General features: G+C 59.1%; 24 protein-coding genes. 13 read left to right on the top strand and 11 right to left on the bottom strand.

Translation table 11 applies throughout. The features are described 5' to 3' along the window. Positions 1-95 precede the first annotated feature (95 nt). Positions 96-602: a cupin domain-containing protein gene (locus JZI28_RS02490; RefSeq protein WP_375699130.1), complete on the bottom strand. Its 507-nt coding sequence runs from the start codon at positions 600-602 to the stop codon at positions 96-98. Positions 603-721: 119 nt separating this feature from the next. Here JZI28_RS02490 and JZI28_RS02495 point away from each other — a divergent pair, with 119 nt between their 5' ends. The 3 genes from JZI28_RS02495 to JZI28_RS02505 all read left to right on the top strand — a co-directional run bounded on the left by JZI28_RS02495 (position 722) and on the right by JZI28_RS02505 (position 6,086). Continuing rightward, the gene (locus tag JZI28_RS02495) at positions 722-1,615 is read left to right on the top strand and encodes a LysR family transcriptional regulator (protein ID WP_375699131.1); all 894 of its coding nucleotides are present in this window, start codon (positions 722-724) and stop codon (positions 1,613-1,615) included. A 127-nt stretch (positions 1,616-1,742) separates the two neighbouring features. Next, positions 1,743-3,392 carry a lysine--tRNA ligase gene (locus tag JZI28_RS02500; protein ID WP_375699132.1) on the top strand — a complete coding sequence of 550 codons (1,650 nt, stop codon included), beginning with the start codon at positions 1,743-1,745 and terminating at the stop codon, positions 3,390-3,392. A gap of 408 nt (positions 3,393-3,800) precedes the next feature. Further along, positions 3,801-6,086, top strand: coding sequence for a glycosyl hydrolase family 28-related protein (locus JZI28_RS02505; protein WP_375699133.1), 2,286 nt, complete (start codon positions 3,801-3,803; stop codon positions 6,084-6,086). 8 nt (positions 6,087-6,094) lie between these two features. On the opposite strand, the gene JZI28_RS02510 is transcribed toward JZI28_RS02505, so the two are convergent. Beyond that, positions 6,095-6,610, bottom strand: coding sequence for a HugZ family protein (locus JZI28_RS02510; RefSeq protein ID WP_375699134.1), 516 nt, complete (start codon positions 6,608-6,610; stop codon positions 6,095-6,097). Positions 6,611-6,692: 82 nt separating this feature from the next. Then, a complete protein-coding gene (locus tag JZI28_RS02515) occupies positions 6,693-7,394 on the bottom strand; it encodes a hypothetical protein (protein WP_375699135.1) in 702 nt (233 codons plus the stop codon). A gap of 146 nt (positions 7,395-7,540) precedes the next feature. Here JZI28_RS02515 and JZI28_RS02520 point away from each other — a divergent pair, with 146 nt between their 5' ends. Together JZI28_RS02520 and JZI28_RS02525 are read left to right on the top strand one after the other, a co-directional pair. Next, a complete protein-coding gene (locus JZI28_RS02520; protein ID WP_295453315.1) occupies positions 7,541-7,867 on the top strand; it encodes an antibiotic biosynthesis monooxygenase in 327 nt (108 codons plus the stop codon). Between the two features lie 111 nt (positions 7,868-7,978). Then, positions 7,979-8,389, top strand: a complete 411-nt coding sequence (locus tag JZI28_RS02525; RefSeq protein ID WP_375699136.1) for a universal stress protein — start codon at positions 7,979-7,981, stop codon at positions 8,387-8,389. 156 nt (positions 8,390-8,545) lie between these two features. Here JZI28_RS02525 and JZI28_RS02530 read toward each other — a convergent pair whose 3' ends face one another. Next, entirely contained in the window at positions 8,546-9,142 is a 597-nt protein-coding gene (locus JZI28_RS02530; protein WP_375699137.1) for a hypothetical protein, read from the bottom strand. Positions 9,143-9,339: 197 nt separating this feature from the next. On the opposite strand from JZI28_RS02530, the gene JZI28_RS02535 reads away from it, so the two are divergent. Both JZI28_RS02535 and comE read left to right on the top strand, forming a co-directional pair. After that, positions 9,340-9,846, top strand: a complete 507-nt coding sequence (locus tag JZI28_RS02535) for a sulfopyruvate decarboxylase subunit alpha (protein WP_375700065.1) — start codon at positions 9,340-9,342, stop codon at positions 9,844-9,846. After that, a complete protein-coding gene (gene comE / locus JZI28_RS02540; RefSeq protein ID WP_295453308.1) occupies positions 9,843-10,397 on the top strand; it encodes a sulfopyruvate decarboxylase subunit beta in 555 nt (184 codons plus the stop codon). The genes JZI28_RS02535 and comE overlap by 4 nt, the downstream gene beginning before the upstream one ends. Here comE and JZI28_RS02545 read toward each other — a convergent pair. Further along, positions 10,394-11,464, bottom strand: coding sequence for an NAD(P)-dependent alcohol dehydrogenase (locus JZI28_RS02545; protein ID WP_375699138.1), 1,071 nt, complete (start codon positions 11,462-11,464; stop codon positions 10,394-10,396). The genes comE and JZI28_RS02545 overlap by 4 nt on opposite strands. A 101-nt stretch (positions 11,465-11,565) precedes the next feature. Here JZI28_RS02545 and JZI28_RS02550 point away from each other — a divergent pair, with 101 nt between their 5' ends. Then, positions 11,566-12,450 carry a LysR family transcriptional regulator gene (locus tag JZI28_RS02550; protein WP_375699139.1) on the top strand — a complete coding sequence of 295 codons (885 nt, stop codon included), beginning with the start codon at positions 11,566-11,568 and terminating at the stop codon, positions 12,448-12,450. Between the two features lie 34 nt (positions 12,451-12,484). On the opposite strand, the gene JZI28_RS02555 is transcribed toward JZI28_RS02550, so the two are convergent. Genes JZI28_RS02555 through JZI28_RS02565 form a run of 3 tightly spaced genes read right to left on the bottom strand, consistent with a single transcriptional unit; the run spans position 12,485 to position 15,514 of the window. Next, entirely contained in the window at positions 12,485-13,501 is a 1,017-nt protein-coding gene (locus JZI28_RS02555) for an ABC transporter substrate-binding protein (RefSeq protein WP_375699140.1), read from the bottom strand. Beyond that, complete coding sequence (locus JZI28_RS02560) at positions 13,480-14,856, bottom strand: sensor histidine kinase N-terminal domain-containing protein (protein ID WP_375699141.1); 1,377 nt, start codon at positions 14,854-14,856, stop codon at positions 13,480-13,482. The genes JZI28_RS02555 and JZI28_RS02560 overlap by 22 nt, the downstream gene beginning before the upstream one ends. After that, positions 14,849-15,514 (bottom strand): response regulator transcription factor, encoded by a 666-nt coding sequence (locus JZI28_RS02565; RefSeq protein ID WP_297339465.1) that lies wholly within the window; start codon positions 15,512-15,514, stop codon positions 14,849-14,851. The genes JZI28_RS02560 and JZI28_RS02565 overlap by 8 nt, the downstream gene beginning before the upstream one ends. Before the next feature lie 106 nt (positions 15,515-15,620). Here JZI28_RS02565 and JZI28_RS02570 point away from each other — a divergent pair, with 106 nt between their 5' ends. The 3 genes from JZI28_RS02570 to JZI28_RS02580 all read left to right on the top strand — a co-directional run bounded on the left by JZI28_RS02570 (position 15,621) and on the right by JZI28_RS02580 (position 18,695). Further along, complete coding sequence (locus tag JZI28_RS02570) at positions 15,621-16,619, top strand: Bug family tripartite tricarboxylate transporter substrate binding protein (RefSeq protein ID WP_375699142.1); 999 nt, start codon at positions 15,621-15,623, stop codon at positions 16,617-16,619. Positions 16,620-16,696: 77 nt separating this feature from the next. Then, positions 16,697-17,179: a tripartite tricarboxylate transporter TctB family protein gene (locus JZI28_RS02575; RefSeq protein WP_375699143.1), complete on the top strand. Its 483-nt coding sequence runs from the start codon at positions 16,697-16,699 to the stop codon at positions 17,177-17,179. 1 nt (position 17,180) lies between these two features. Continuing rightward, positions 17,181-18,695, top strand: a complete 1,515-nt coding sequence (locus tag JZI28_RS02580) for a tripartite tricarboxylate transporter permease (RefSeq protein ID WP_375699144.1) — start codon at positions 17,181-17,183, stop codon at positions 18,693-18,695. A 75-nt stretch (positions 18,696-18,770) separates the two neighbouring features. Here the strand turns inward: JZI28_RS02580 and JZI28_RS02585 are convergent, their stop codons facing one another. Beyond that, positions 18,771-19,313, bottom strand: a complete 543-nt coding sequence (locus tag JZI28_RS02585; protein WP_375700066.1) for a rhomboid family intramembrane serine protease — start codon at positions 19,311-19,313, stop codon at positions 18,771-18,773. Positions 19,314-19,595: 282 nt separating this feature from the next. On the opposite strand from JZI28_RS02585, the gene JZI28_RS02590 reads away from it, so the two are divergent. Then, complete coding sequence (locus JZI28_RS02590) at positions 19,596-20,801, top strand: YbfB/YjiJ family MFS transporter (RefSeq protein ID WP_375699145.1); 1,206 nt, start codon at positions 19,596-19,598, stop codon at positions 20,799-20,801. A 68-nt stretch (positions 20,802-20,869) separates the two neighbouring features. Here JZI28_RS02590 and JZI28_RS02595 read toward each other — a convergent pair whose 3' ends face one another. Both JZI28_RS02595 and JZI28_RS02600 read right to left on the bottom strand, forming a co-directional pair. After that, positions 20,870-23,365 carry an ATP-binding protein gene (locus JZI28_RS02595; protein ID WP_375699146.1) on the bottom strand — a complete coding sequence of 832 codons (2,496 nt, stop codon included), beginning with the start codon at positions 23,363-23,365 and terminating at the stop codon, positions 20,870-20,872. Next, entirely contained in the window at positions 23,365-24,096 is a 732-nt protein-coding gene (locus JZI28_RS02600; protein ID WP_375699147.1) for a response regulator transcription factor, read from the bottom strand. The genes JZI28_RS02595 and JZI28_RS02600 overlap by 1 nt, the downstream gene beginning before the upstream one ends. Before the next feature lie 257 nt (positions 24,097-24,353). Here JZI28_RS02600 and phnD point away from each other — a divergent pair, with 257 nt between their 5' ends. Continuing rightward, on the top strand, positions 24,354-25,334 hold the full coding sequence (phnD, locus tag JZI28_RS02605) for a phosphate/phosphite/phosphonate ABC transporter substrate-binding protein (RefSeq protein WP_348155101.1): 981 nt from the start codon (positions 24,354-24,356) through the stop codon (positions 25,332-25,334). Positions 25,335-25,375: the final 41 nt, after the last annotated feature.

Here is a 25,375-nt window from a genome sequence, read left to right on the forward strand (position 1 = left end):
AGGCTTGGCCAGAGACGGGTTCAACTCCTGCCTCTGGCCTATTGATGTGAAATTGCTGCGAAACTGGCGAGAAACAGCCGGAACCGGGGTCGATTTTAGGCCTGGGCCTCTTCTGCGCCGGTAAAGCGGTAGGTGATCTGTTCAAAGCTGCTTTCGGCAAACCCATAGGCAAAGCGCAGCCCGTCAGGGCCGGCCTGGGTGCTGTGCTCGGCATTGGCGGGCACATAGATGGCGACGCCGGGTCGCATCTCATGGGGGGTGCCGTCGATGATCACGGTGCCGGCACCTTCGAGGCCCAAATAGAACTCGGCCGGATCGTGGCGATGGGGCAGCAGACGGCCATGGGGTTCAAACTCGGCAATGCCCAGCACCATATCACGGGATTTCTCAGAACAGCTGTTGATCAGGGTACGCCAGCGGACCTCGCCAAAGGCAGCATCGGTGCCGCCTGCCAGGGGCACCTGTGCGGCATCCACCACCATCAGGTGGTCCTGCGGGGGATGGGGCAGATTGGAGGCCTGATGCAGCTGTTCGGTGTCGCTGAGATCAGTGGCAAGGGTGGTAATGTCCATCGCAATATCCTGGGGCAATTCCTGTTGCATGTGCTGAGGCCTCCGTAGGGTTTGTGTGAGTGGGTGGCGATTGGTTTCAGATAAGGGGCTTTTTCTGTTTCATTCAATGCGTTAAAGCTGCAGTGCAATATACGTTGAGGTTATGTTAGATGGAGCGTTTACCCAGCTTTTCAGGGCTCACAGCCTTCTATGCCGCCGCCCGCCATGGGACACTGACTGCGGCCGCAGAGGAACTGAATGTCTCGCAACCGGCAATTTCACGTCGGATCGCGACACTGGAGGCCGATCTGGGCAGTAACCTGTTTGACAGAACCCATAAACCAGCCCGAATAACCCATGCAGGTAAGGAGCTTTTGCAGGCGCTGCACAGTGGGTTTGGCCAGATCGAAGACGCGGTCTCACAAATCAGAAAAGCTGCAGAAACCCGAATTGTGACGGTCACGGCACCATCTGGGTTTGTTGGTTTCTGGCTGATTCCACACCTGGGAGAGCTGGAGCAGGCCTTTCCTGAGGTGACGATTCGTATCATAAGCCAGGAGTATGGCGAAGCAGTGCGCCCCGGGGATCTGACCATCCGCTTTGGTCTGCCCGGTGGCGGCGGTGAGGCAGAGGCGCGTCTGCTGAGCAATGAGGTCTATGCGGCAGCCAGTCCGCTCTATCTGGCGCGCCTCGGCATGACGGCGCAGGGCTATGAATTCTCCCGCATGACCTTTCTGACCATGGAGACGGCACGCAGCCAGTGGCATGACTGGCCAAGTTGGTTCAAATCCGCAGGTCAGGTGATGCCGCGTGGGGCGCGGGTACTGGACTTCAACTCCTATGCCATGCTGGTCAATGCCGGGTTGGCGGGGCAGGGAGTCTTTCTTGCCTGGGGCGGGATTTTGGACAGTTTCACCGAGACCGGCGCCCTGTTGCGCTTGCAGGCACCCACCACCACATCGGCGCGCGGCTATTTTGCCGGGCTGCGGGACGGGGCTGCCGCGCGGCAGGATGTGCGACAAATTCTGGACTGGATTGTCGAAAAGGCGCAATTTAACGACTGAAACCGAGGCAAGCCCGGCTCTGTTCATTGACTCATGCTGCATCTGCGCAATAGACCGGGCCGACCTGCTGCATAGGGCAGCGGGACAGGATTTAGGCGGCCACAGGGGCCGCTGATGGAGAACAGCAATGTCTGATTTGCGCGACACCGCTCTCAAGAGCAAGGCCTGGCCGTTTGAAGAAGCCCGCCGGGTGCTCAAACGTTATGCCAAGGGCGCGCCAGAAAAGGGCTATGTCCTGTTCGAAACCGGCTATGGCCCCTCTGGCCTGCCGCATATCGGCACCTTTGGCGAGGTGGCCCGGACCACCATGATCAAAAACGCTTTTGAGGTGATCAGCGATATTCCAACCAAGCTCATCTGTTTTTCCGATGATCTGGACGGGATGCGCAAGGTGCCAGGCAATGTGCCCGATGCCGACAGCCTGACGCCACATCTGCAAAAACCGCTGACCTCGGTGCCGGATCCCTTTGGCACCCACGAGAGCTTTGGCCATCACAACAATGCCATGCTGCGCCGGTTCCTGGATACCTTTGGCTTTGAGTATGAGTTCTACTCGGCCACCGAATTTTATGGCTCGGGCCAGTTTGACGAGGTGCTGAAACGCGCCGTTGAAAAATACGATGAGATCATGGAAGTGATGCTGGCCTCGCTGCGCGAAGAGCGGCGCCAGACTTATTCTATCTTTTTGCCGTTTCACCCGGAAACCGGGCGGGTGCTCTATGTGCCGATGAAAAAGGTCTGCGCCGAGACCCACACCATCACCTTTGACGATGAGGACGGCAAGGAATGGACCGTGCCGGTTACTGGCGGCAATGTGAAGCTGCAGTGGAAACCGGACTTTGGCGCGCGCTGGGCAGCGCTTGGGGTCGATTTTGAGATGTACGGCAAGGATCACAGCACCAATACGCCAATCTATGACAAAATCTGCCGCATCCTGGGGCACCGGGCGCCAGATCATTTCACCTATGAATTGTTTCTGGATGCCAATGGGCAGAAGATCTCCAAAACCTCTGGCAACGGTATCTCGATTGACGAGTGGCTGACCTATGCCAGCGCCGAGAGCCTGTCCTATTTCATGTACCTCAAGCCCAAGACCGCCAAGCGGATGCATTTTGACGTGATCCCCAAGGCAGTTGATGAATATCATCAGCAGTTGCGGGCCTATGCGACCCAGGACACCAAGGCCCGGCTCAACAACCCGGTCTGGCATATCCACGCCGGCGATGTGCCAGAGTCGGATATGGTGGTGCCGTTCTCGATGTTGCTGAACCTGGCCTCAGCCTCCAGTGCTGAGGACAAGGAAACCATGTGGGGCTTTATCAATAAATATGCCCCGGATGCGACGCCGCAGAGCAATCCAACGATGGATCAGGCGGCGGGTTTTGCGGTGGCCTATTTCAACGATTACGTCAAACCAACCAAGGTGTTCCGCGCCCCCAGCGATCAGGAACGTGTGGCGCTGCAGGATCTGGCGGATGCATTGAAATCGGCAGAGGCCGCGCTGGCGGCGATTGCCAAGAAGAACGACATTCTGGGCAAGGATGAGCCCCTGCCAGAGGCCGATTTTGCCGATGAGGAATTTCTGCAATCGGTGGTCTTTGCCATTGGTAAAATCCACGGGTTTGAGCCGCTGCGCGATTGGTTCACCGCCATTTACGAGGTGTTGCTGGGCGCCAGCCAGGGACCGCGCTTTGGTGGCTTTATCGCGCTGTATGGCTTCGATGAGACCATTGCGCTGATTGACCGTGCCCTGATGGACCAGGCCCTGGCGGATTGAGATCACGCCCTTTTGGTGTGACGCTTCGCTTTGAAGAATTGGGAGCGCCCTTTGGGCGCTCTCTTTTTTGTTTAGAGGGGTGTTTTCGGCTCAGGATCCCACCCAAGCAAAGCTTTGAAGATCTGCCCCTCACCTGATCTGAGGTCCTGGCAGGGGGCGGCGGCTGCATGCCAAACAAAATAGCCGCATCCCCGCCTTAAGAGGCGGGGCCCCTCGGCGATTTGGTCTGGGGCAGCCACCTTTCCCTGCCGGGCGGGCCTCAGGCGAGGGACAGGCTCCAAAGCAAAGTCCGGCTGCAGGGGATCAAGGGGGTGCAGGGGGGGCGCACGCCGTGATCGGGCGGTTTTAAACCGGGATCTCTAGCTTTTGTCAGCGATATGCATGCGCGCTCTTGGAAAGGGTTTTGGGATGAACAAGGTGATTACTGCGGGTCTAGAGCTGATGCCGCCAGAGTTTGAAGCGGGGTTGGATGTCTGGTCGAGCGGTGAGGGCACGCCGGGCTCTGACACATATGACGGGGTTCCCAATGCGGCGATTGTGGTGGCGGATGCGGATTTTGCCGGCTGCCTGGAGTTGCAGAAACTGGCGAGCACGCAAAAACTGCGCTCCATGGGGAAAACGCCGCTTTTGCCCGGTTGCTATTTGCAGGTGAAGGCCCGGATCAAGGCGGTGAGCGGCGCCCTGCCAACGGTGCGGATTGCCGCCTGGGCCGGGGATAGCAGCGATAGCCACGTTGCAGGGGTGATTGAGGTGGGCAGCAGCACCACGCTTACCGCCTATGGCACGGTGGTGGAGGTGAGCGCCATCATCGGCACCGGCAGCCGCGCGGGCGTTGATATGCCCTGGGGGCTGGCGGCCACCTATGGTCACTTTGGACTGGATCTGATTGGCCCCAATGGTGGCGTGGTCCGCATCGACGATATCGAGATCACCGATCTGACCAGCGCCTTCCTGCGCGATATGGTGAGCGTGGTGGATGTCACGGATTTTGGCGCCATCGGGGACGATGTGACGGATAACACCGCAGCCTTTGAGGCCGCGGATGCGGCGGCGGCGGGTCGGCAGATCCTGGTGCCTGCCGGCCAGTACTTTTTGGCGCAGACCGTCTCGTTAAATAGTCCGGTGTTTTTTGAAGGCAGCCTGCGGATGCCGGTGGATAAGATGCTGCTGCTGCGCAAGAGTTTTGACTTTCCCTCCTATGCGGCGGCTTTTGGCAATGAGGAAGAGGGGTTCAAAAAGGCCTTTCAAGCTTTGCTGAATTCTGCGGATCATGAATCGCTGGATCTGGCCGGGCGGATGGTGACGGTGACGGCGCCGATTGATATGCAGGCGGCGGTGCCCAATCGCAGCTCCTATTCGACGCGGCGGGTGATCCGTAACGGCCAGCTGGCGGCCTCGGGCGGGGCGGCCTGGGATACGGATACCTGGAATGAGCAGGCCACCTATGATCCCAATGACCCGCGCAAGCTAAAAAATGTCAACAATATCGCCAATATCCCGGTAGGGGCGCTGGTGGAGGGCGCTGGTGTCGGCCGCGAGATTTACGTGCGCAGCAAAAACACCGGCGCTGGTGAGATCACCCTGAATGCACCGCTTTATGATGCGGCGGGCACCCAGGTGTTTACCTTCAAGGATTTCAAATACATGCTCGATTTCAGCGGCTTCAGCGCCCTGAGCAAATTTGGCATGACTGAGGTGGAAATCCAGTGCAACTCCCACTGCAGCGCGCTGCGCCTGCCCTCGGCAGGGACGGTGTTCAGCCTGGACCATTGCTTTATTTCGCGGCCCAAGGATCGCGGCATTACCTCGATCGGGTCGGGGTGTCAGGGCATTCTGGTGGACAATTGCCAGTTTCTGTCGGCGGAAGAGGCCGCAACCGTCCCAAACCGCAGCAGTGTTGGGATCAACGTCAATGCCAATGACGCCAAGCTGCGCAACAATCGGGTGACCAAGTTTCGCCATTTTGCGCTGCTCGCGGGGGCCAATAACACCATCACCGGAAATCACTTCTTTCAGGGGGACAGTATCGCGGGGGGCGTGCGCACGGCGGGGCTGATTATGGCCTCGACCTATTGTGCCAGCACCATTTCGGACAATTACGTCGACAACTGCTTTATTGAATGGACCAACGAGCAGGATCCAACCCCGAATTTCACGGGTGGGTTTTCGTTCAGTGCACTGTCGATCACCGACAATGTGTTCCTGTCCAGCGATGTGGCGCCCTGGTTCAGCTATGTGGTGATCAAACCCTATGGCACCGGGCATTTCCTGAATGGGGTGAGCATCTCGGGAAATAAGTTCCGGTCGATCAATGGCAGTATTGACCGGGCTGACCGGGTGGATACCAGTTTTTCCGATCTTGATTTCAGTCGTAGCAAATCGGTATTTTTTGAAGGCAATACCTTCCATGGGATCTCCACTGCGGTGGCCAGCCCGCTGCGGATCCGCCATGAGCAAGCCACGGTTGCCAGCACTTGGACAGTTTCGACCGCCGGGGCCATGCCGTTCCAGGGGCGTGCGCGGGCGGTGGATGCGGTGGTGGCCATTGGGCCCATGCGCAATTCCAGTGGCACTTATCAATACCCACGCCCCTGGGTGCAGCTGGAACAGGGCAGCAACCGGGACGAGGTTAAGTTGAACTGGGGCGAATCCCTGCGTGGCGAGGTGCAGGTGGTGGTGCGGGTCGATAAGTAGGCCAGAGCCTAGCTGGGAGGGGATAGGTCGTCTGGCGTAAGGGTGAAAGCCTTACCAAAACCGCCGTTCAGATTGCCCAGCCGCACAGAAAAACGGACAAAAGAGAAATCCGTAAAGCCGATGTAGAGTTTGGATTTTGGATGGCTGCGCAGGTAATGCGTGGCCATTTCCTGATGTTCCGGGCTTTGGTTGTCGACAAACTGCGCCGTGCCAACCAGACTAAGCCGGGGATGGGTGAGCGGGTCTCCCTTTGGGCCGGGCTCTCCGACCAGCAGTGAACAGGCGGGGTTCGCTGCCAGGTTCTGGCTGTGTTGGGCGAGGCTGGACATCAGGCTGATCGGTTGGCCTGCGGCGCACAGGCCAAAGGCAACCCGCGATACCAGCGGGCTGCCGCTGCTATCCAGCGTGGCCAGAGCGGCAAAGCGGGCTTGGCTCATCAGGCTTTGCGCTAGGGCGCGGGCCTTATCGTCGGTCGGGCGGATCGGGTTTGTGCTCGGGGTGGCCTGTGGGGGGATCGATGTCATGGCACCAGTCTTTTGGGCTGAGGAAGTTGCGTCAGGAATTTTGGGATCGGGGGAGCGGGGACAAATCTGGCGAGGGCCTGGGTCAGAAGCGCTGCCACAGGGCTATCTTGAGGCCCAGACTCTGCGTGTTTGCGCGCCGATATTCAAGCCCGATGGTCAGGTCGCTGGTTTCGAATATGGGTTTTTTGGCAAAGGACAGGCCAGCAAGCTTGATGCGCAGGCCAGGCGTGATGGCGTAGGCAAAATCGGTCCCCTGGCCAAAGCTGGTTTCAATCTGCAAAAGCGGTGAGAGTGCGCGGTTGGTATCTATGCCAAAACTGCCGTCCAGTTTCCCCAGGGGGTGGGCCGCGTCGCCGCGCTGTTCAACACTCAGATCTAGGGAACCCCAGAGCGTTCCGATCCGGGTGGGCTTGCTGCGTCCGGCAGACAGGGTGAGCCGGTACATCGGGTGCCATTGCAGGTTGGTGTGATTGCCACCAAGTGCGAATTCGGCGGCGATTTGGGTTTTGTCCGCCTCCTGGCGCAGTGGCAGGCGGGCAAAGATCAGGACATGGCCGGATTGGCTGTCCTGTTGGTTCAGATCAATGCCCAGATCAAACCGCGCTGAGAGGCCAAAATCCCGGTAATAGCCAAACTCGCTTACCAACCCCTGGTCAGATCTGCGCAGGGTAAAGCTGGTCGCGGCAAAGCCGGTATCCACAGGGCGCTTCCAGGCTCCGGCACTGGCAGCCAGAGGCAGGATTGCGGCCCAAAGCGCCAGAAACAGATGTGCAGGGCGGAGCATGGCCTTATCGGAGAGTTGTCGGTAGCATGATCCTGTTATACGTGTGATCATCCCACGCTGACAATCGCCTGCTGAAAAACGAGTCCGTTTCTCAGCGTAATCATCGTAGGCTTGTCACAGGTAGCGAAACAACCAGGGAGAAGCCAATGCCTAAAATTACCGATGGTGCGGAGATCCAAACGGTTATCACGACCTTTGAAATGACGCCGGGAACCTGCCAGGATCTCTTGGATGCGCTTACGGATGCCTATGGCGCGTTCATATCCAAACAGCCCGGATTTATTGCTGCGGGGTTGCACGTGAATGACGCCCAAACGCGGATTGCAAACTATTCACAATGGCGCCGCCGCGAGGATTTCATGGCGATGCTACGCTCCGCAGAGATGCGCGAGCGGAACCGGAAAATCAATGAGTTGTGCCGCAGTTTCGAGCCTGTCATGTATGAGGTCGCAGCGACATTTGAGGCGGTTTGACCTCAAGGTCGGGACACATTCACAAAGGGCAAAACCCCTGATTTGGATCAAGGTCCATAGGATGATCCGGGGGCATGCTTTGATTTAGGCGAGTAGCCAAGGAGGCTTTTCATGTATCATAATATTCTCGTACCAATTTCGTTTGATCCAGACCGTGATGTCTCAGCATCGCTTAAGCTGGCGCAGATCTTGGCCACACCAGATGCCAAGATCACCCTGTTGCATGTGGTCGAACAGGTTCCGGCCTATGCGATTTCCTATATGTCCGCTGACTATATGGCAGAAACCCGCAAGGCGCTGGAGGCCGAGCTGGCTGCTCTCGCCAAAACCCTGCCAAACGCTGCCAGCAGCCTGGTCATAGAAGGCCACTCAGGGCGTTCCATTCTTGACTGGGCAGAGACAAACAAACCCGATCTGGTGATTATCTCATCTCACCGTCCAGGCATGCAGGATTTGCTGCTGGGCTCCACCGCCAGCCAGGTGGTGCGCCATGCAGCCTGTGCTGTGCATGTGGTCCGGTAACGCTATTGGCCTTTTCTTGGGCCTGTGGCGTTGCACAGGCTGCAAGGTAAGGGCGGCGGCAAGGGGCGGCGGCATAGGTTTTGCTTTGCCGCCGCGCCCGCCAGGTCATTGCGCGCTGGGACGTCTCAGGCGGCAAGGCCGCAGGTAGGCAGCGCGTCAGCCGTGGCGCAGAAAGCCTGAGACCAAGGTCTGAGCCAAACGGATCATGCCGCCCGGCAACAAGGCAGAGCGCAACAGAACCTTGTTGGAATTTATCGCTTCTGCGATGCGGGTGTAATGCTCTTGTTTGTTTGCGGGTGACCGCAGCAAAATGGTTTCGGCCTTTTCCAACGCCTGTATGGTGGCGCGCTTTACCCTTGGGATGGCGGCGGGTTTGACCGGCGTATAGGTTTCAAGAGCACGCCTGCGTTTGGGCTGCGTGGTGTCGCGGTTCTGTGCAATCACCGCTTCCAGGCTGCGTTCGACCTGCTCCAGCGCTTGCTGGGCTTCGGAATAGGCGTCATTGGTTCGCAACTGGTTTGCGGCGCGCCGGTAAACCCAGCGATAGCAATCGTAGCGGTAGGCGGCGGGTTGTTTCCTGCAACGCGATGTGCCCCGTGACAGTGTCTTCACCACAGACTTGGTCGCTGCGTTGCTTAACGCATTCGAGGCGCTGGTCCCACCCCCATCACCGCCAGCAAAAGCAGGCGACTGTGCAAGGGAAAACAGGGCAACCAGGGGGGCTGAGATCGCAATTCGTTTCAAACTACTCATAAAAAAACTCCTCAATATAGGCCGAAATTCTGGCCTCAGAACAGGCAAAGCGTAGCATGAAAACCGACTGTGACAAGGTGGCTCTGAAGCCAGATGTGGGACCATAGATCCCCCGAGCCTGGCGGCGTGAAATGATGCCACCGGGCAGAACTTCTGCTAGAGCAAGGGGGAAGGGCTCAAGGAAAGGCATGTCCAAAATGAACATCGACAAGAAAATCGTGGATGATCTTGTTGCCAACGACATTTCATTTGTCACCACAGTTCCCTGCAAACAGCTGGCCGGGGTGATCGAGGAAGTTGAGACGCGCGACGAGGTTTTTCATGTTCCCGCCAACAAAGAGGACGAGGGCATGGGGCTGTGTGCCGGAGCCTGGATGGGGGGCAAGCGTCCGGCAATCATCATGCAGAACACGGCGATCGGGGTGACCATCAATACGCTGGCGACCTTGATTCAATACTACCGGATGCCCCTGCCGATGCTGATCTCCTATCGCGGTGAGCTGCGTGAACCGGTGGCCTGTCAGGTCGAGATGGCGCTGCACACCAAGGCCCTGTTGGCGCAGTTGAATATTCCGACCTATCATTTCCACAAACAGTCCGACGTGGAGGAGTTCGACATGATTCTGAAACATACCTTCATGTGCAATAAACCAGTGGCCATCCTGACCGATGCCAATTTCTGGGGAGGCTATGGCGAACAATGATCCGTTCTGAAATCCTTTCCGAGATCGCGCCCTTGCTGCGGGATCAGCTTGTCGTTTGTAACATCGGCATTCCCAGCCAGGAACTTCACGCCATCGACGATCAACCAAGCAATTTCTATATGCTTGGCACCATGGGGCTGGCCTCTTCGATTGGCCTGGGGCTCGCGCTGGCGCAGCCTAAACCGGTGGTGGTGATTGATGGCGATGGCTCGGTGCTGACCAACCTGGGCACCCTGCCAACAATCGGCAATAACGCGCCGCCCAATTATATTCTGATGATCATCGACAATGGCTCTTATGGCTCGACCGGGGATCAGCCGACCTATACCGGCAAAAAAACCTGTCTTGCCGGTATGGCACGGGCTGCAGGCTGTGACAGAGTGGTTGAGGTCCAGGACGTCGACACCGGCGCGGCGCTGAAACAGGCGTTAGAGGCCGGTAAGGCAACGGTTCTGGTGGTCAAATGTGACAGTGGCAATGCCAAGATGCCGGTGATCCCGCTGGACCCTGTAGTGATCCGGGATCGGTTCATGAAGGCAGTGCAGGCCTAACCCTGGTCCCGGTCCTTCGCATCGGGGATGGCCGGGGGCGGCGGGGCTGGCAGTGGCTGCGACTGGGTCGTTGATCCGGGTCTTGATCCCATCACCACGACATTGCCAACCTTGCGTCCGGTGTCCACGTAGCGATGGGCGGCGATCAGCTCGTCCAGCCCATAGTGCCGGTCCATGAGAGGTGTCAAAGCCCCGCTGCGCGTTAGCACCAGCAGCTGGGTCAGCAAGTCCCGCAGCTGGTGCACGGGCTGCAGGCCCGCCGCTGAAAACTGTGCCCAGCGTCCCCCCAAGAGCCAGGTCGCCAGCGCAGCGCAAAGCAGTTTTGCGTCCAGAACCGGACAGAGATACCGCCCGCCCGCTGCCAGATTATGCTTGAGCCGCCCAAAAGAAGACGCGCCTAGGGTGTCATAGATCACGTCAAATGTTTCGGCCGTGTCCGCGATATCAAGCCGGGTGTAGTCAATCACCTGCTGGGCCCCCAGAGCGCTGACCTGCGCTGCGTTGCGGGTGCTGCAGGTGGCGGTGACTTCGGCGCCCAGATGGCGGGCGATCTGGATGGCCGCACTGCCCAAGCTGCCAGAGCCCCCCAGCACCAGCAGGCGCTGGCCGGGGTGCAGCTGGGCCACCTGCGTCAGAAAATGCAGCGAGGTCAAAGGCCCATCACAGAGCGTGCTGGCCTGTGCATGGGGCAGGCTGTCGGGTTTCTGCAGCAGCAGCGCGTCCTCTTCCAGGCAGATGTGGCTGGCATTGGCTCCAAACGAAAGACCGCTTTCTCCAAAGACGGCATCGCCAACAGCAAAGCGTTTGACCCCAGGGCCGATTGCGGTGATCACACCGGACAGGCCGGTGCCAACCAGATTGTTGCGCGGGCGCGACAGGCCAAGGAAGGCGCGGGCAAATCGCGGCACCCCTGCGCGCATCATGCAATCCGCCCGGGTCACGGCGGAGGCCTTGATCTCGATCTGCAGTTGCCGCCCCGTTGGGGGGTGTCGCGGCGGGGTCACAGGCTCCAGCACCTCAGGGCAGCCGTAGCGCGGGATCGCCCATGCATGATATGTTTTTGTCATCGCTCTGCCTTACTCAGTCGGAGTTCGGGGGCTGCATGGCGGATTATTTGCGTTCCGGAAATGGCTTGAATTGATCCGGTATGGATTGATAATGTTCCGGCATGTTGGATTGGAAACCGCTCCCCGCCTTTTTGGCTGTCGCCAGGCATGGCTCGCTTCGGGCCGCAGCAGAGGCCATCGACAGCACCCATGCCACCCTGCGCCGTCAGGTAGAGGCCCTGGAGGCCGGGCTGCGGGTGCAACTGTTTCGGCGCGGTGGTGATGGGCTGCATTTGACCGCCGCCGGGCGGGCGCTGCTGCCGCAAGCGCTGGAGGCAGAGGCGCTGTTGCTTAAAGGGTTCAATGCGGTGCAGGGGTTGGACCGGGAGGCAACCGGGCGGGTGCGCCTGTCTGCGGATCCGATGACGGCGCATTATCTTTTGGCGCCGATCCTCGCCGAATTCAGCAAGCTCTACCCGGATATTCACATTGATCTGAGCCTGTCCTTTGGCATCGAGTCCATTGAAAACCACGAAACCGATGTCTCGATCCGCCATGTTCTGCAGGTCGAGGACGCGGCAGTTGGCCGTCGCCTGTTCCCGCTGTCACTGGGGATATATGCGGCGCGGGACTATATCGAACGGGTCTTGCCCGGCGCCGGACCAAAGGGCCAGGGGTTGAGCTGGATCGGCTATGGGGCGGAACCAAGCCTGTTGGACATGATCGCCAGCTCGCCTTTTCCTGAGGCCAAGATACGCCACGCCATTCCCGACCCGCAGATGCATTTGCACATGGCGCGGGCTGGGGCCGGGATGACCTTTCTGGCCAGCTGGGTGCAAAAAGAATTCCCCGAATTGCAGCGGGTGCCGGGCACAGAACTGAACCAGGACCGTTCTACCTGGTTGCTGCTGCATGGTGATCTGCGCCGGGTTTTACGCGTGCGTCTGCTGGTGGATTATCTGCACGCCGCCTTGCAGGAACGGCGCGCAGATTTTATCGGAACCTGACCTATCGGTAAGGCCGCTCTTTCCTTAAGGCCATCTATTGAATAACGGCGCTGATCCATTCTTTCAGAAAGGTGCGCCGTTTGAGCCTGTCCAGATAGGTCATTAGGGCAGGCCCCAGCGTGATTGCCGATTGGGGCGGGGAGCCGGATTCCGGTATCAGTGGCGGCAAGGGAAAGGCCCCGGGGTCCAATGGGGCGGACTGGATTTTGAGTAGATGGCGAATAAAATCCCCGGCGTGCCCTGGCTGTGTGGTTCCGGCGGAAACAAAGCCGCTGCGCATCATGGTGATGGGGAAATCAGCGGGCAGAATGACGGCCAGATCATCGGTGTCGGTGGTGCGGGCGGAGGCATAGCTGCCAAGCACATTATAGGCGACAGCGATCTTACCATTTTGCAGGTCGGTGATCATATCGCCGGAACAGCAATACAGATGGGTGCCCAGATTGCCCATCACCTCCATCAGCCGCCAATAGGTCTCAGAGGCCCGGGCATCCTGGGTGGCAAAAAGATACCCCAGCCCGGAATGGCGAATGTCGTACGTCCCTAACCGATTGCGGAAAACCTCGGGGCGGCTGCGCAGGGCCTGGATCAGGTCCTGACGGGTTTGTGGCAGTGGATGGCCGGCAAAATCGGCGCGCCGAATGACAATGGCTGCGGGTTCCGTGGTAAAGGCAAACAGGCTCTGCCGCCACTGGGCCCAATCAGGTGTGGTGACATCTTCAATCGCCAAAGCATGTCCATCATTGGCCAGCTTGAACTGCAAATCCATGGCGCTGGAAATGACCAGATCAAACTGGCTGGGATCCTGGCGGAAAATGCGGTCAATCTCAGCTGTTCCCGAGACAAAGTATTCGATGGACAGATCGGGCCGCTGGGCAAGGAAGCTGGTGATGATGGGCGCAAAAAAGGATCCGTCGGTACTCGATAGAATCCTGAGTGTCTGGCCGCCATTACTGCCGCGAAACATTGCCCGCTCTTCCCAGGTGTTCTGGGCCTGTGCAGCTGTCATCAGTGGCAGAAGGGCGAGTATCAGAGCGAAAATAACACGCATGCGCCGCCTCCTGTAAGGTTGGACAGGGTTAGCTTTCCACCATGGGCAATGGCGACATCCTGGGCAATCGTCAGCCCCAGGCCTGAGCCGATTGTGCCCGCTGCGTTATTGCCGCGTGAAAACCGCAGGGCCAGATCGGAGATTTCATCGGGTGGAAACCCAGGCCCCTGATCACGGATTTCCACCTGTGGCCGGGGACTTGCGGACACCCGAATGTCTATGGTGCTTTCGCTTGGGGAATACTTCAGCGCATTGTCGATCAGGTTGCGAATGGCATTTTGCAGCAGGATGGGATCGCCCTGACAGTGGACCGGCTGATCTACATGAAACCGCAGATCAATGTCTTTCATTTCCGCAACCGGCGCGAGACGCAGCACCAGATCCTGTACCAGATCGACCAGATCCAATTGCTGGTATTCCAGCTGGTCGGCGCGAAAGGTGATCATTGCATGATCCAGCAGTTGCCCCGCCGCGCGCGAGCTTTCGTCGATAGCCCGGATCATCGACCTGAGCGCCTGGCGGTTTTGTTCTTTATCGACCCGCTGGAGGGTGGTTTCGGCGTAGGAGCGCACCGTGGCAAGCGGGGTGCGCACCCGATGGGCGGCCTCGGCGATGAAGTCTTCGGATTGGGTCAGCGATTGATTGAGCCGGGCCATTAACCTGTTAAGGGCCCCCACCAGCGGCAGCATCTCGGTGGGCACCGGTTTGCTAACCGGGCTTAGATCCTGGGGGCCGCGCCTGGCGACCGAGGTGGCGAGGCGATTGAGCGGCGCAATGGTGATGGAGGTGACCCAAAAGGACAACAGCACCACCAACACAAAGAAGCCCATGCCAAAGGAGGCAACATTGCGCGAGATGGCATTCAGCCGGTCCGAGAGCGCGTCCTGGGTCTGCGCCACGGAAACGGTGATGTGGGTTTTGACGTCGGCGCCGAGCAGGGTGCGCGAGGCGGTTGAGATACGGATGGGCTTGCCGATGAACGCAGCGGTTTGATAATGGCGTTCGCCGCTGTCGGGGCTGTCAGCATTGTCTGGCCGCGGCAGATCCGCATAGCCCGACAGCAATTGGTCATCCCGGTAGATGGCGTAAAATACCCGGTCATGCGCCGGTGTGGTCAGCATCGAAAAGGAGGCATAGGGAAAGTCGATCTCCACCTGATCATCACGCAGCACGGCGGCATCCAGAATAGAGGAGACCGAGGCCCCGAGGATGCTGTCTTGCCCCTGCTGCGCGATCTGGGCGGCGTAGTTTCTGACCACCAGAAACAGCAGCAGAGCCAACAGTGAGGCCCCGCCGATAAGGGTCACAGCCAGCCGGTTGCGCAGGGAACCCGAGATTTGCGGCGCCTCAATCATGGTCCAGCCGATAGCCCAGCCCGCGGTGGGTGGTGATCTTTAGGCCAGAGCCTTCGAGATGTTTGCGCAGCCGCGCGATATAGACCTCAACAGCATTCTCCGAGACATCCTCGTCGTAGGAAAACAGCCGGTCCGCCAGTTTCTGCTTGGGGAAAATTTGCCCCGGCGCATTGAACAACACTTCCAGCAAACGCAACTCTCGATTGCGCAGGTTCACCACTTTATCACAGACGGTGACCACCCCGGCGACCGGGTTGAAGCTCACGTCGGCAAGCTGCAAAACCGCCTGCGATGTGCCGGTCTTGCGGCGCAACACCGCCCGACAACGCGCCTGCAGTTCTTCGTGATCAAACGGTTTGGTTATGTAGTCATCGGCGCCCAGATCCAGCACGCTGATTCTGTCCGAGACCTGCGACCGGGCGGTCAGAACAATCACAGCTGTGTCGCGTTTCTGCTCCCTATGCTGTTTGAGAAAGCTGCGCCCGTCGCCATCGGGCAGCATGATGTCGAGCAGGATCAGATCGTAATCTCCGGTCTGCGAAAAGGCGATTGCATCGTCAATTCTGCCTGCATGATCAATGGTGTGGCCATCCAGGTGCATACGTGCACAAATCGCTTTTGCCAGGTCCATATTGTCTTCGACCAAAAGGAATTTCATGCGCTCTTTTCACTTTTTTCATCGCGTGACAGCTCGGTGACAGCTTCTCATGTTTGTCTCTCTCAACTGAGCCGCCTTTCGGACAGTTGTCAAATGGGAGGAAATCATGATGACAATCAAGATGGGCCGTCGCGCCCTGATAGCGAGTGTAGTTGCGACCTTGAGCCTGGTTGGGAGCCTGGCCACTCCGGTCTTGGCCGAGGGTCATAAAACGCTTGAGAGCATTCACTTTCTGATCCCCGGTGGGGCCGGTGGCGGTTGGGACGGCACTGCACGTGGAACGGGTGAGGCCCTGACCAAGGCGGGGCTGGTGGCAACCGCGTCCTATGAAAACATGTCTGGCGGCGGCGGCGGTAAGGCCATCGGCTATTTGATCGAAAATGCCGAGAGCAACCACGGCACCTTGATGGTCAACTCGACCCCGATCGTGATCCGCTCGCTTACCGGGGTGTTCCCGCATAACTTTCGCGATCTGACGCTGGTGGCTGGAACCATCGGCGATTACGCCGCCATTGTTGTCGGCAAGGACAGCCCGGTGAATTCCATGAGCGATCTGCTGGCGGCCTATGATGCCAACCCATCGAAAACCGCCATTGGTGGCGGCTCTGTTCCGGGCGGTATGGATCATCTGGTTGCAGCCATGGTGATGGAGGCTGCAGGCAAAGACGCGCTGGAGGTCAAATATATTCCCTATGACGCCGGCGGCAAGGCCATGGCGGCGCTGCTCTCGGGTGAGATCGCAGCCCTGTCGACGGGATTTTCCGAGGCGATTAACCTGGCCAATGCCGGGGAAGTCAAAATCATCGGTGTCACCTCTGACGCGCGCGTTGGCGTGGCGCCGGATGTGATGACCATGAAGGAGCAGGGCATCGACACCAGCTTTGTCAACTGGCGCGGCTTCTTTGCGGCTCCCGGCCTGTCTGAGGACAAGCTGGCGATGTATCAGGACGCCCTGGCCAAGATGTATGACACGCCCGAGTGGGAAGAGGTCCGCGCCCGCAATGGCTGGGTCAACATCCATAACTCAGGTGATGATTTCAAAGGCTTCCTGGAAGAACAGGAACAAGTCATTGGCGATCTGATGAAAAAGCTGGGCTTCCTGTAACACCCAACTGGGTGAGCAAACGACATGTGACAAGGCGGGCTATCGCCTTGTCACCTTTGAAGGGCAGGGAGGGGAAAATGGCTCTTGATCGCTGGATCGCACTGATCCTGTTAAGTATTTGTCTGGCCTATGGATATACGGCCTGGTTCACCATGGACAGCAGTCTTGCGCCGTTCATGAAACGCAACCCGATCTGGCCCAGCACCTTTCCCAAGGTTCTGTCCATTCTTGGCGTGATCGCCTGTTGTACCATCCTGTTTGGACTGGAAAAGAGCGAGGAAAAGCCTGCCGAGATCAATTACCGCCGGTTGGGGGACTATCATCTGAGCCAGGCGCTGATGCTGCTGGGGCTGATGGTAGCCTATGCGCTGTGCCTGCGCCCTGTCGGGTTTATTGTCTCGACCTCGGCCTTTCTTATTCTCGGGGCCGCTATTCTGGGCGAATGGGGCTGGCGCTATCTGGTGCCGATTGCCCTGATAGCGACTCTGGTGGTTTGGTATTTGGTTCAGCAGGTCTTGGGTATCTACATGCGCCCGCTGCCTGGTTTCTGGGGAGGCTGATATGCTTGAAGGACTGTTAATTGGCCTGCAAACGGCCCTCTCGGTACAGAATCTGCTGATGGTGATTGGCGGCTGCCTGATCGGCACCTTTATCGGCATGTTGCCGGGGCTGGGGCCGATGTCGATCATTGCGATCATGATCCCGGTTGCAATCTCGATGGGGGATCCGTCGGCGGCTCTGATCCTGCTGGCGGGGGTGTATTATGGCGCCATCTTTGGCGGCTCGACCTCATCAATCCTGCTGAATGCGCCGGGGGTGGCGGGAACTGTCGCCTCCAGTTTTGATGGCTATCCGATGGCGCGGCAGGGCAAGGCGGGCAAGGCGCTGACCATTGCTGCCATCGCCAGCTTTGCCGGCGGCACCATTGGTGCGCTGCTGCTGATGATCTTTGCTCCGGCCTTGTCTTCGGTGGCGTTGTTGTTTCACTCGCCCGAGTATTTTGCCCTGATGGTTGTTGGCCTGTCGGCGATTGCCGCCTTTGCCGGCACCGGACAGGTGGCCAAGGCGCTGTTGATGACCACGTTGGGATTGATCATGGCCACCGTTGGCGAAGGCGCGTTGTTCAATCTGCCACGGTTCACCATGGGGTTGATGGATCTTCAGTCGGGGTTTGGGTTTATCACCCTGGCAATGGCGATGTTTGCCCTGCCAGAGGCGCTGTTTCTGGTGCTAAAGCCCAAAACCGCGCAGGATGCCGATAGCGGCGCGATCACCGATCTGCGCATCAGCCGGGCAGAGGCAAAATCCATTGCGCCAGTCATCGGGCGGCAGTCTGTCCAGGGCTTCTTTATTGGCGTCTTGCCGGGGGCAGGGGCCACCATTGCCAGCTTCCTGGGCTATGCGGTAGAGCGCAGCCTGGCGCCCAAGCAGGAACAGGATCAATTTGGCAAAGGCTCGATCAAGGGGCTGGCAGCGCCAGAAAGTGCCAATAACGCCGCCTGCACCGGATCCTTTGTACCGCTGCTGACCCTGGGTATTCCGGGCTCTGGCACCACGGCGATTTTGCTGGGGGCTTTGGTTGCGCTGAACGTGACGCCGGGGCCGCGGTTGATGATCGACCAGCCAGAAGTGTTCTGGGCGGTGATCATGTCGATGTTCATTGGCAACCTGGTACTGCTGATCCTGAACCTGCCGCTGATCCCCTATATTGCCAAGGTGCTGTCGGTTCCGCGCAGTTATCTGATCCCCTTCATTCTCTTCTTTACCCTGATGGGGGCCTATATCGGCCAGAACAACGCAACCGAGCTGTTGCTGCTGGTGGGCTTTGGGGTCTGTGCCACGGCGCTGCGCTTTGCCGATTATCCGTTGGCGCCGCTGCTGATCGGCTTCATCCTGGGCGGCATGCTCGAAGATAACTTTTCGCGCTCCATGCAGCTCTATGATGGCGCCGCCTTTATCTGGGAGCGGCCGCTGACGCTGGGCCTGTTGTGCTGTGCGGCGCTGCTGGTGCTGCTGCCCAGTTACCGCGCACGTCGGGCACGGTTGCGGGCGCAGGGCGTGGCAGAGGGAGACTGACCCAAAAGCAGGCCTCAGCCCGGGAAACCCCCGGGCTGAGGCTGCCTTGAAACCAAAAGGTTTGGAATTCTGAACTTAGGCTCGGCGGCTCAGGCTGTAGCCTGCAAAGATCCCCGCCGCACAGCCAAACAGATGGGCCTCCCAGCTGACACCGGGTTGTCCCGGCAGGATCCCCCAGATCATCGTGCCATATACCAGGGCCACCCCAATGGTGACCAACAGAGGCACCAGTTGCCGGGTCATCACCCCCCGGGTGAGCAAAAATCCGAACCAGCCAAAGATCAGCCCCGAGGCTCCCACATGTATCGCGGATGCACCAAAGAGCCAGACGCCGAAACCGCCTAGCACAGTGATAAGCGCCGAAGCCTTGAAAACCAGCCTTGGGGCGGTGGCCGCCAGAAGGCCGCCGAAAATGACCAAGGGGGCGGTATTGGCGGCAGCGTGGCTCAAAGAGCCGTGCAGAAACGGCATAAACAGGATCCCGTCCAAACCGCCAAGGGAGCGGGGGAGCAGTCCGAACGCTGGGTTGAGCGCGTAGCCAGAGATCAGGTTCACCACCTCGACCACCCAGATTACCGCCAATACGACTGCCAGCCAAAGGAACCGTTCCAAAACCACCACCCGTGCATTATCTGTTTCATCGGCTGGGTAGCACAGCCTGCGGCGGCAAGAAATACTCTATTGATAGCCAGGTTGCAGCCTGTGACAGGCCTGGCAGCAGCGCCTGCTTTGGGGTGTTCTTTGGGCCAACTCTCTGAACACTGGCGGGTCCGGAGTTGTCACGACGCGGTGACAAACCACGCCCAAGTGCATAAATTGGCTTGCTTGGGCGGCCTTTCATTGGCAGCTTGCGGCGGATGGGGTTCCAGGTTCAGGAACGTCGCACAAAGCAAGGCTTCTATGTCTCTTTCAACAACATCACCGGATGGTCCTGCCATCACTGCGGGTCCAACCCGGCCCTGGCTGGTGCTGACGGGGCTGGCGCTGGGGGTTACTGTAACCAATGGATTTGCCAGGTTTGCCTATGGTGTGATGTTGCCTGCGATGAAAGCCGAGATGGGGTGGAACTATGCCCAGGCGGGATGGCTGAACACCGCCAATGCGCTGGGCTATGTTGCCGGAGCGATCCTGACCATGGTGTTGATCCGGCATATTTCACCGTCGCGCTTGTTTGCATTTGGTCTGGTCACCACCACCATAGCAATCCTGGCCACAGGGCTGAACGCGGCGCTGTGGTGGCAGACGCTCTGGCGTATTCTGGCGGGCACCTTGGGCGCGATGTCCTTTTCCTCTGCCGGGGCACTGGCTGCGGGGCTGTTTCAAAACGATGCGCGGCGCAACGCGCTGGCCATTGCGATCCTGTTTGGATCAGGCGGCGGGGTTGGCATCGTGTTGACCGGTGCAGCGCTGCCGCTGATGCTTGATCGGTTTGGCCCCGGATCTTGGCCCATGGGCTGGATTGCGACTGGCGCGGTCAGCCTGTCGTTTCTGCCCCTGGGCCTGTGGGCCGCGCTGCAACTGCGGCCAGCAGTGCAGAACCCCCTGCGATCCGCACCTTTGCCGGTGCGCAGAATGCTGCCTGAACTTGCAGGATATGCAGGGTTTGGGTTGGGCTATATTGTCTATCTCACCTTTTTGTCAGCCTGGATGACCGAACAGGCGGCGAGCGCCGGGTTTATTGCCCTGGTCTGGGTCATGCTCGGCCTGTGCATCTGTGTGTCGCCGCTGGTTTGGCGGCCCATTCTGGTCCGCTATAATTCTGGCGTGCCGCTGGCCCTTATCCTGACCGGCATCGCGATTGGATCCGCCCTGCCGGTAGTGCTACCCAGCGGACCCGCGCTGCTTATTTCGGCGGTGGTCTTTGGCCTGTCGGTCTTTATGGCGCCGGGGGCCGTCACCAACTTTGCCCGCCAGAACCTGCCGCCAGAAAGCTGGGCCGGGGCGATCAGTCTTTTTACTGTTGTGTTTGCTGTCGCGCAGACCCTTGGGCCCTATGGCGCTGGATTGGTTGGGGATCTGTTCAACAGCATCGGCGTCAGCCTACTGGCCGCCGCCGGTTTGTTGTTGGCTGGCGCTGTGCTCGCCTTGCTGCAAAAACCGCTTTAAGCGGGTCAGGCTGCACCACTGGCTATCTTCACTGTCTGGATGGGTGGTCCGGCCCCACCGGATGTAAGTCACCCTTTGGATGCCACCAGTTTGCGCATCATCGCATCCGTAAAGGGTTTTTGCAGCTTTGCCGGCCGCGCTGCCGCCTCAAGCTCCTGTGGAACACGGTATGTTTCGCGGGTCGACATGAGGGCCAGCCGGCACTTGGGAAACAGCCGATGGGCAAGGTGCAGAATGTCCCAGCCGGATGCGCCATTGTCCAGATTCAGATCACTCAGCACCAGGTCCAGCCGCGGCAGGCGGTGCAGCTGCGCAGTGCCGTCGCTAAAACGTCCGGCCCGAACAACGATATAGCCCAACCGCTCCAAGGCCTCTGACGCAGAGGCCAGGTAGGTGGGGTCGTCATCAATCACCAATGCGGTTCCGGGTGTCAGCATTTCATTGGATTGGTTGGTTTCTTCTGTCAGCGCCGGGAATTTGAGTGTCACTATGGTGCCTTGCTGCGGGGGCTCTGTGCGCGAGCGGAGGCTGAGCTGGCCGCCAGATTGATGGACAAAGCCGTCGACCATCGACAGGCCCAACCCGGTGCCGCTGCCATCGTTGCGGTTGGAATAAAACGGCTCTGTTGCGTGGCGCAGCACCTCGGGAGACATGCCGCAGCCATCGTCGTGGATTGACAGCTGTGCCCCGTCGTCATCCGTCACGCAGACGCGAATATGGCCGGTCTCACCTATGGCCTGACCGGCATTGACGCAGAGGTTCAGCACTGCGCTTTCCAGCTGCCCCGGATCCACCCTGGCCAGCACCGGATCTGGTGGAATTTCAAAATCCATCGACACCGAACTTGGCACCGCAATTTCCAACAGATCCGCCATGCCTTCGATCAGCACGCCAATGTCGGTCACCTGGGGTTCCAGATGTTGTTTGCGGGCAAAAGCCAGCAGCCGCTCTGTCAGCGAAATACCCAGATCCAGGGCGGATCTGAGGCGGGTATGCAGATGCTGGGCCTCTTCGGCATCCGCCGTTTCAAGAAGGTGCAGATTGCCAGAGATGCTAGACAGGATATTGCCAAAATCATGGGCAACCTCGCCAGAGACCTTACCCAGCGCCTCGACCCGGCGAATTTCTTCCAGCCGTTGCTCCACTCGTTTCCGTTCTGTGGTTTCGGACAGTAGCCAGACCTCTTCGCCATTTGGCAAAGGTGAGCGGCGCAGTTCCAACACGTTGCCGGAGGGGTCGGCATATTCTTCAAACCCGCCATGTTCGCTCGCCGAGGTGCGCCGAGCAAAACCGGACGCCGCTATCAGATCAGGCACCCGCGCATGGGCAGTACCTTGCGCAGGGGGCAGCCGTAGCAGCTGGCGCAGATTGTCGTTTTCGGCCTCGATCCACCCTTTGGAAGAGGCAATCGCCGCACCATCCTTGATATTGCGAAACACCCGTGAAAACAGTGCGTTCTGATGACCAATCTGGCGGGTTCGGCGCTCCAGCTTGCGGGCGCTTTCGCGAAACACATGAAACGCCGCATAGAGCTGGCCAATTTCATCCTCGGAGTTTGGTCCCTGTGGCGGGTCTGTGCGGTGGTTGCCCGCTGCAAGCCTGCGCATGGCCTCAGCAATACGTTGCAGATTGCCCGCCACGTAGCGTGACACATAGAGAGATGAGGTGATCGCCACCAACAGGCTCGCGGCGGTGAGGGCCAAAAAGGCGTTTTTGGCAATGGCCAGGTTGCTGGAGGTCTCTGCGCGGGCCTGTGACAGACGGTTTTCCGCCTGAGCGACTTTTGCCCCGGCAAAAGTGCTGACACGGCGGGCTTCTTGCCGGATGCGAAACAGCGCGTTTTCCGCATCAAGCCGCGCCGCCAAATCGCGATGCTTCAGAACAAACAGGCTTTCGCCGCGCTGGGTGGCCTGCTCAATCTCGGCAAATGTCGCCCCATGAACCGGCAAGAGCTGCGCCAGTAAGGCTGCGCGCTGCTTTGAATAGCGACGGTGCGCTTCCCCCAGCTCGATGAGCGCATTGGCCCGTCCCGCCCCAATTGCACTGGCGGTTAGCTGTTGCAGACCAGACCAGACTTCCCGCTCTGCCAGCGGCAAGGTGCGATCCCCGGTAAACCGCCGCACCCGCTGGTTCAGCCGCACCATGTCGCGATCAATGGCATCCAGCGCGGCCTGCCGTTCGGTCTGCGGTGCCAGGGCCGTTGTCAGATCATCAATGGCAAACCGCAGCCGTGCCACTGGCAGGTCCAGGGCAGGGTCGTCGGCCGAAAGCGCCTCAATTCGGTCCAGGTTGGCCAAAACCTTGGCCTTTTCCTGTTCCAGCTGAAACGGCGGAAAAAGCGCATATAAAAACGGTGCCGAGGTTGCCAGATCTGCAGATTCCCGTGACAGATCCAAGGCTTCGGAGACCTCTGCCAGGGTGTCCTTGTGCAGCACGTTCATCCACAGCTCAGTCCGGTTCAACACCAGAAAGCCAATCAGGCTGACCAACAGGATCAGGCCAAACAGAACCGCAATTGCTGCCGACAGGCGAAACCGGACACTCAGGTTTGACAGCGTGGGCATCACTGGCCTTCTGGTGATAGGTGGAAAATATACCCCTGGGCGCGACGGGTCTGCAGATGCACCGGTTTGGAGGCAACGGGCTCGATCTTGCGGCGCAGGCGCAAAATCAGCACATCAATGGTTCGATCCACATAGCGCTGCATATCTGAGCCCAGTTCTTGCAACAGTTCCGGCCGCGGGATGACCCGGTTGGGGTTGCGGGCAAAATACTCCAGCAGGCGGTATTCTGCATTGGTCAGCGGGATTTCTTCGCCCTCGGCGTCCAGCACCCGACGGGTTTGAATATCAATGCGCTTGCTGCCAAAAAAAATGCCCTGCCCGGAGGCGGCGCTGGTGGGTTTTGCGCCGCCATGCCCATAGCGGCGCAGCACGGCCCGAATGCGCGCGACCAGTTCGCGCGGGTTGAAAGGCTTGATCAGATAGTCATCGGCGCCAGTTTCCAGGCCGATGATCTTGTCGATCTCGTCTCCCACTCCGGTCAGCATCACAATGGGAATTTCGTAGCGTTCGCGGATGTGGATGGCCAGGGTCAAGCCAGACTCGCCCCGCAAACGCAGATCAATCAGAGCCAAATCCACCGGCGGCGGGTCTCCCAGCGCCATAAACGACGCGATGTCGGGACAGCTGAGGGCCTCAAACCCGCTTTCGCGCATTAAGGCGGAAAGGGTGGTGCGCACGCTTTCGTCGTCATCCACAATCGCAATGAGCGGCTCGGCTTTGCTCATATGCATGCACCCTCTTTCTGTGTCTTCCTGCGGCATCAGACGGCCACTGTGCTTTGGCTATCACCGATCCAGTGACGCAGATCATGCCAGATTTTAAGCCCGCGCAACCGGGTTTGTAATATTGTTAACATTAAACTGGCTTTTCGTCTGTTCCATTAACAGACGCGGACTCGCTTCCGCGCGCTGTGGGCTCCTACCTTGGGCTTGTCAGCGCATTGCCTTGGGAGGACCGTCTAAAGGCGTGCGTGAAAAGGGAGGACACCATGACACCATTTATTACCCGAGCTGCAACAGCACTGGGCATCCTGTCGGCGAGCGCTTTTGCCGCTGCCGCCGCAGACTGCGCCGACCGTGGCGCGCTGGACGAACTCTATTGTGACGCCAACGGCGATCTGGTTGCGGATACCCCAACCGACCCGGCAGAGCTGCGCAACCCGGACACCCTGGTTTTTGCCTATACCCCGGTTGAGGATCCGGCGGTTTATGCAGATATCTGGGCGCCCTTCATTTCCCACATGGAAGAGGTCACCGGCAAGGATGTGCAGTTCTTTGCGGTGCAATCCAATTCCGCCGAGGTGGAGGCCATGCGCTCGGGCCGCTTGCATGTGGCGGGTTTCTCTACCGGGCCAACACCCTTTGCGGTGAACCTTGCCGGGGCGGTGCCCTTTGCCATCATGGGCGCCGAGGACGGCCAGTTTGGCTATAAGCTGCAGGTCTTTACCCAGGCAGACAGCGACATCAAGGAAGTGAAAGACCTGGCAGGTCGCCGGGTTGCACATACCTCGCCCACCTCCAACTCAGGCAACCAGGCGCCACGGGCCTTGTTCCCAACGCTGGGTGTGGAGCCTGACAAGGACTACGAAGTGACCTATTCTGGCTCTCACGATCAATCCATGCTGGGTGTTGTGGCAGGTGATTATGACGCGGCCCCCGTGGCATCCGAAGTGGTTGAGCGCATGGCGGAACGTGGACTTTACGACGCTGAGGATGTGCGGATGATCTGGGAAAGCGATCCCTTCCCAACCACCTCCTTTAACCTGGCCCACAACCTGGACCCGGCGCTGGCCGATAAGATCAAGGAAGCCTTCTTCACCTTTGACTTTGCCGGCACCAAGCTGGGGGACGAATTCTCCGGCGTGAGCAAATTCATTCCAATCACCTACCAGGATCAGTGGGCGGTCATCCGCCAGATCCAGAAATCCAACGGTGTGGAATACACGCCACAAGGGCTCGCTGGTAAGTAATCAGACCCTTCCAAAACACCCCGGACAGCGCGCGATCGTTG

It is taken from the genome of Pseudophaeobacter sp. TrK17, assembly GCF_042192375.1.
Lineage (GTDB): Bacteria > Pseudomonadota > Alphaproteobacteria > Rhodobacterales > Rhodobacteraceae > Pseudophaeobacter.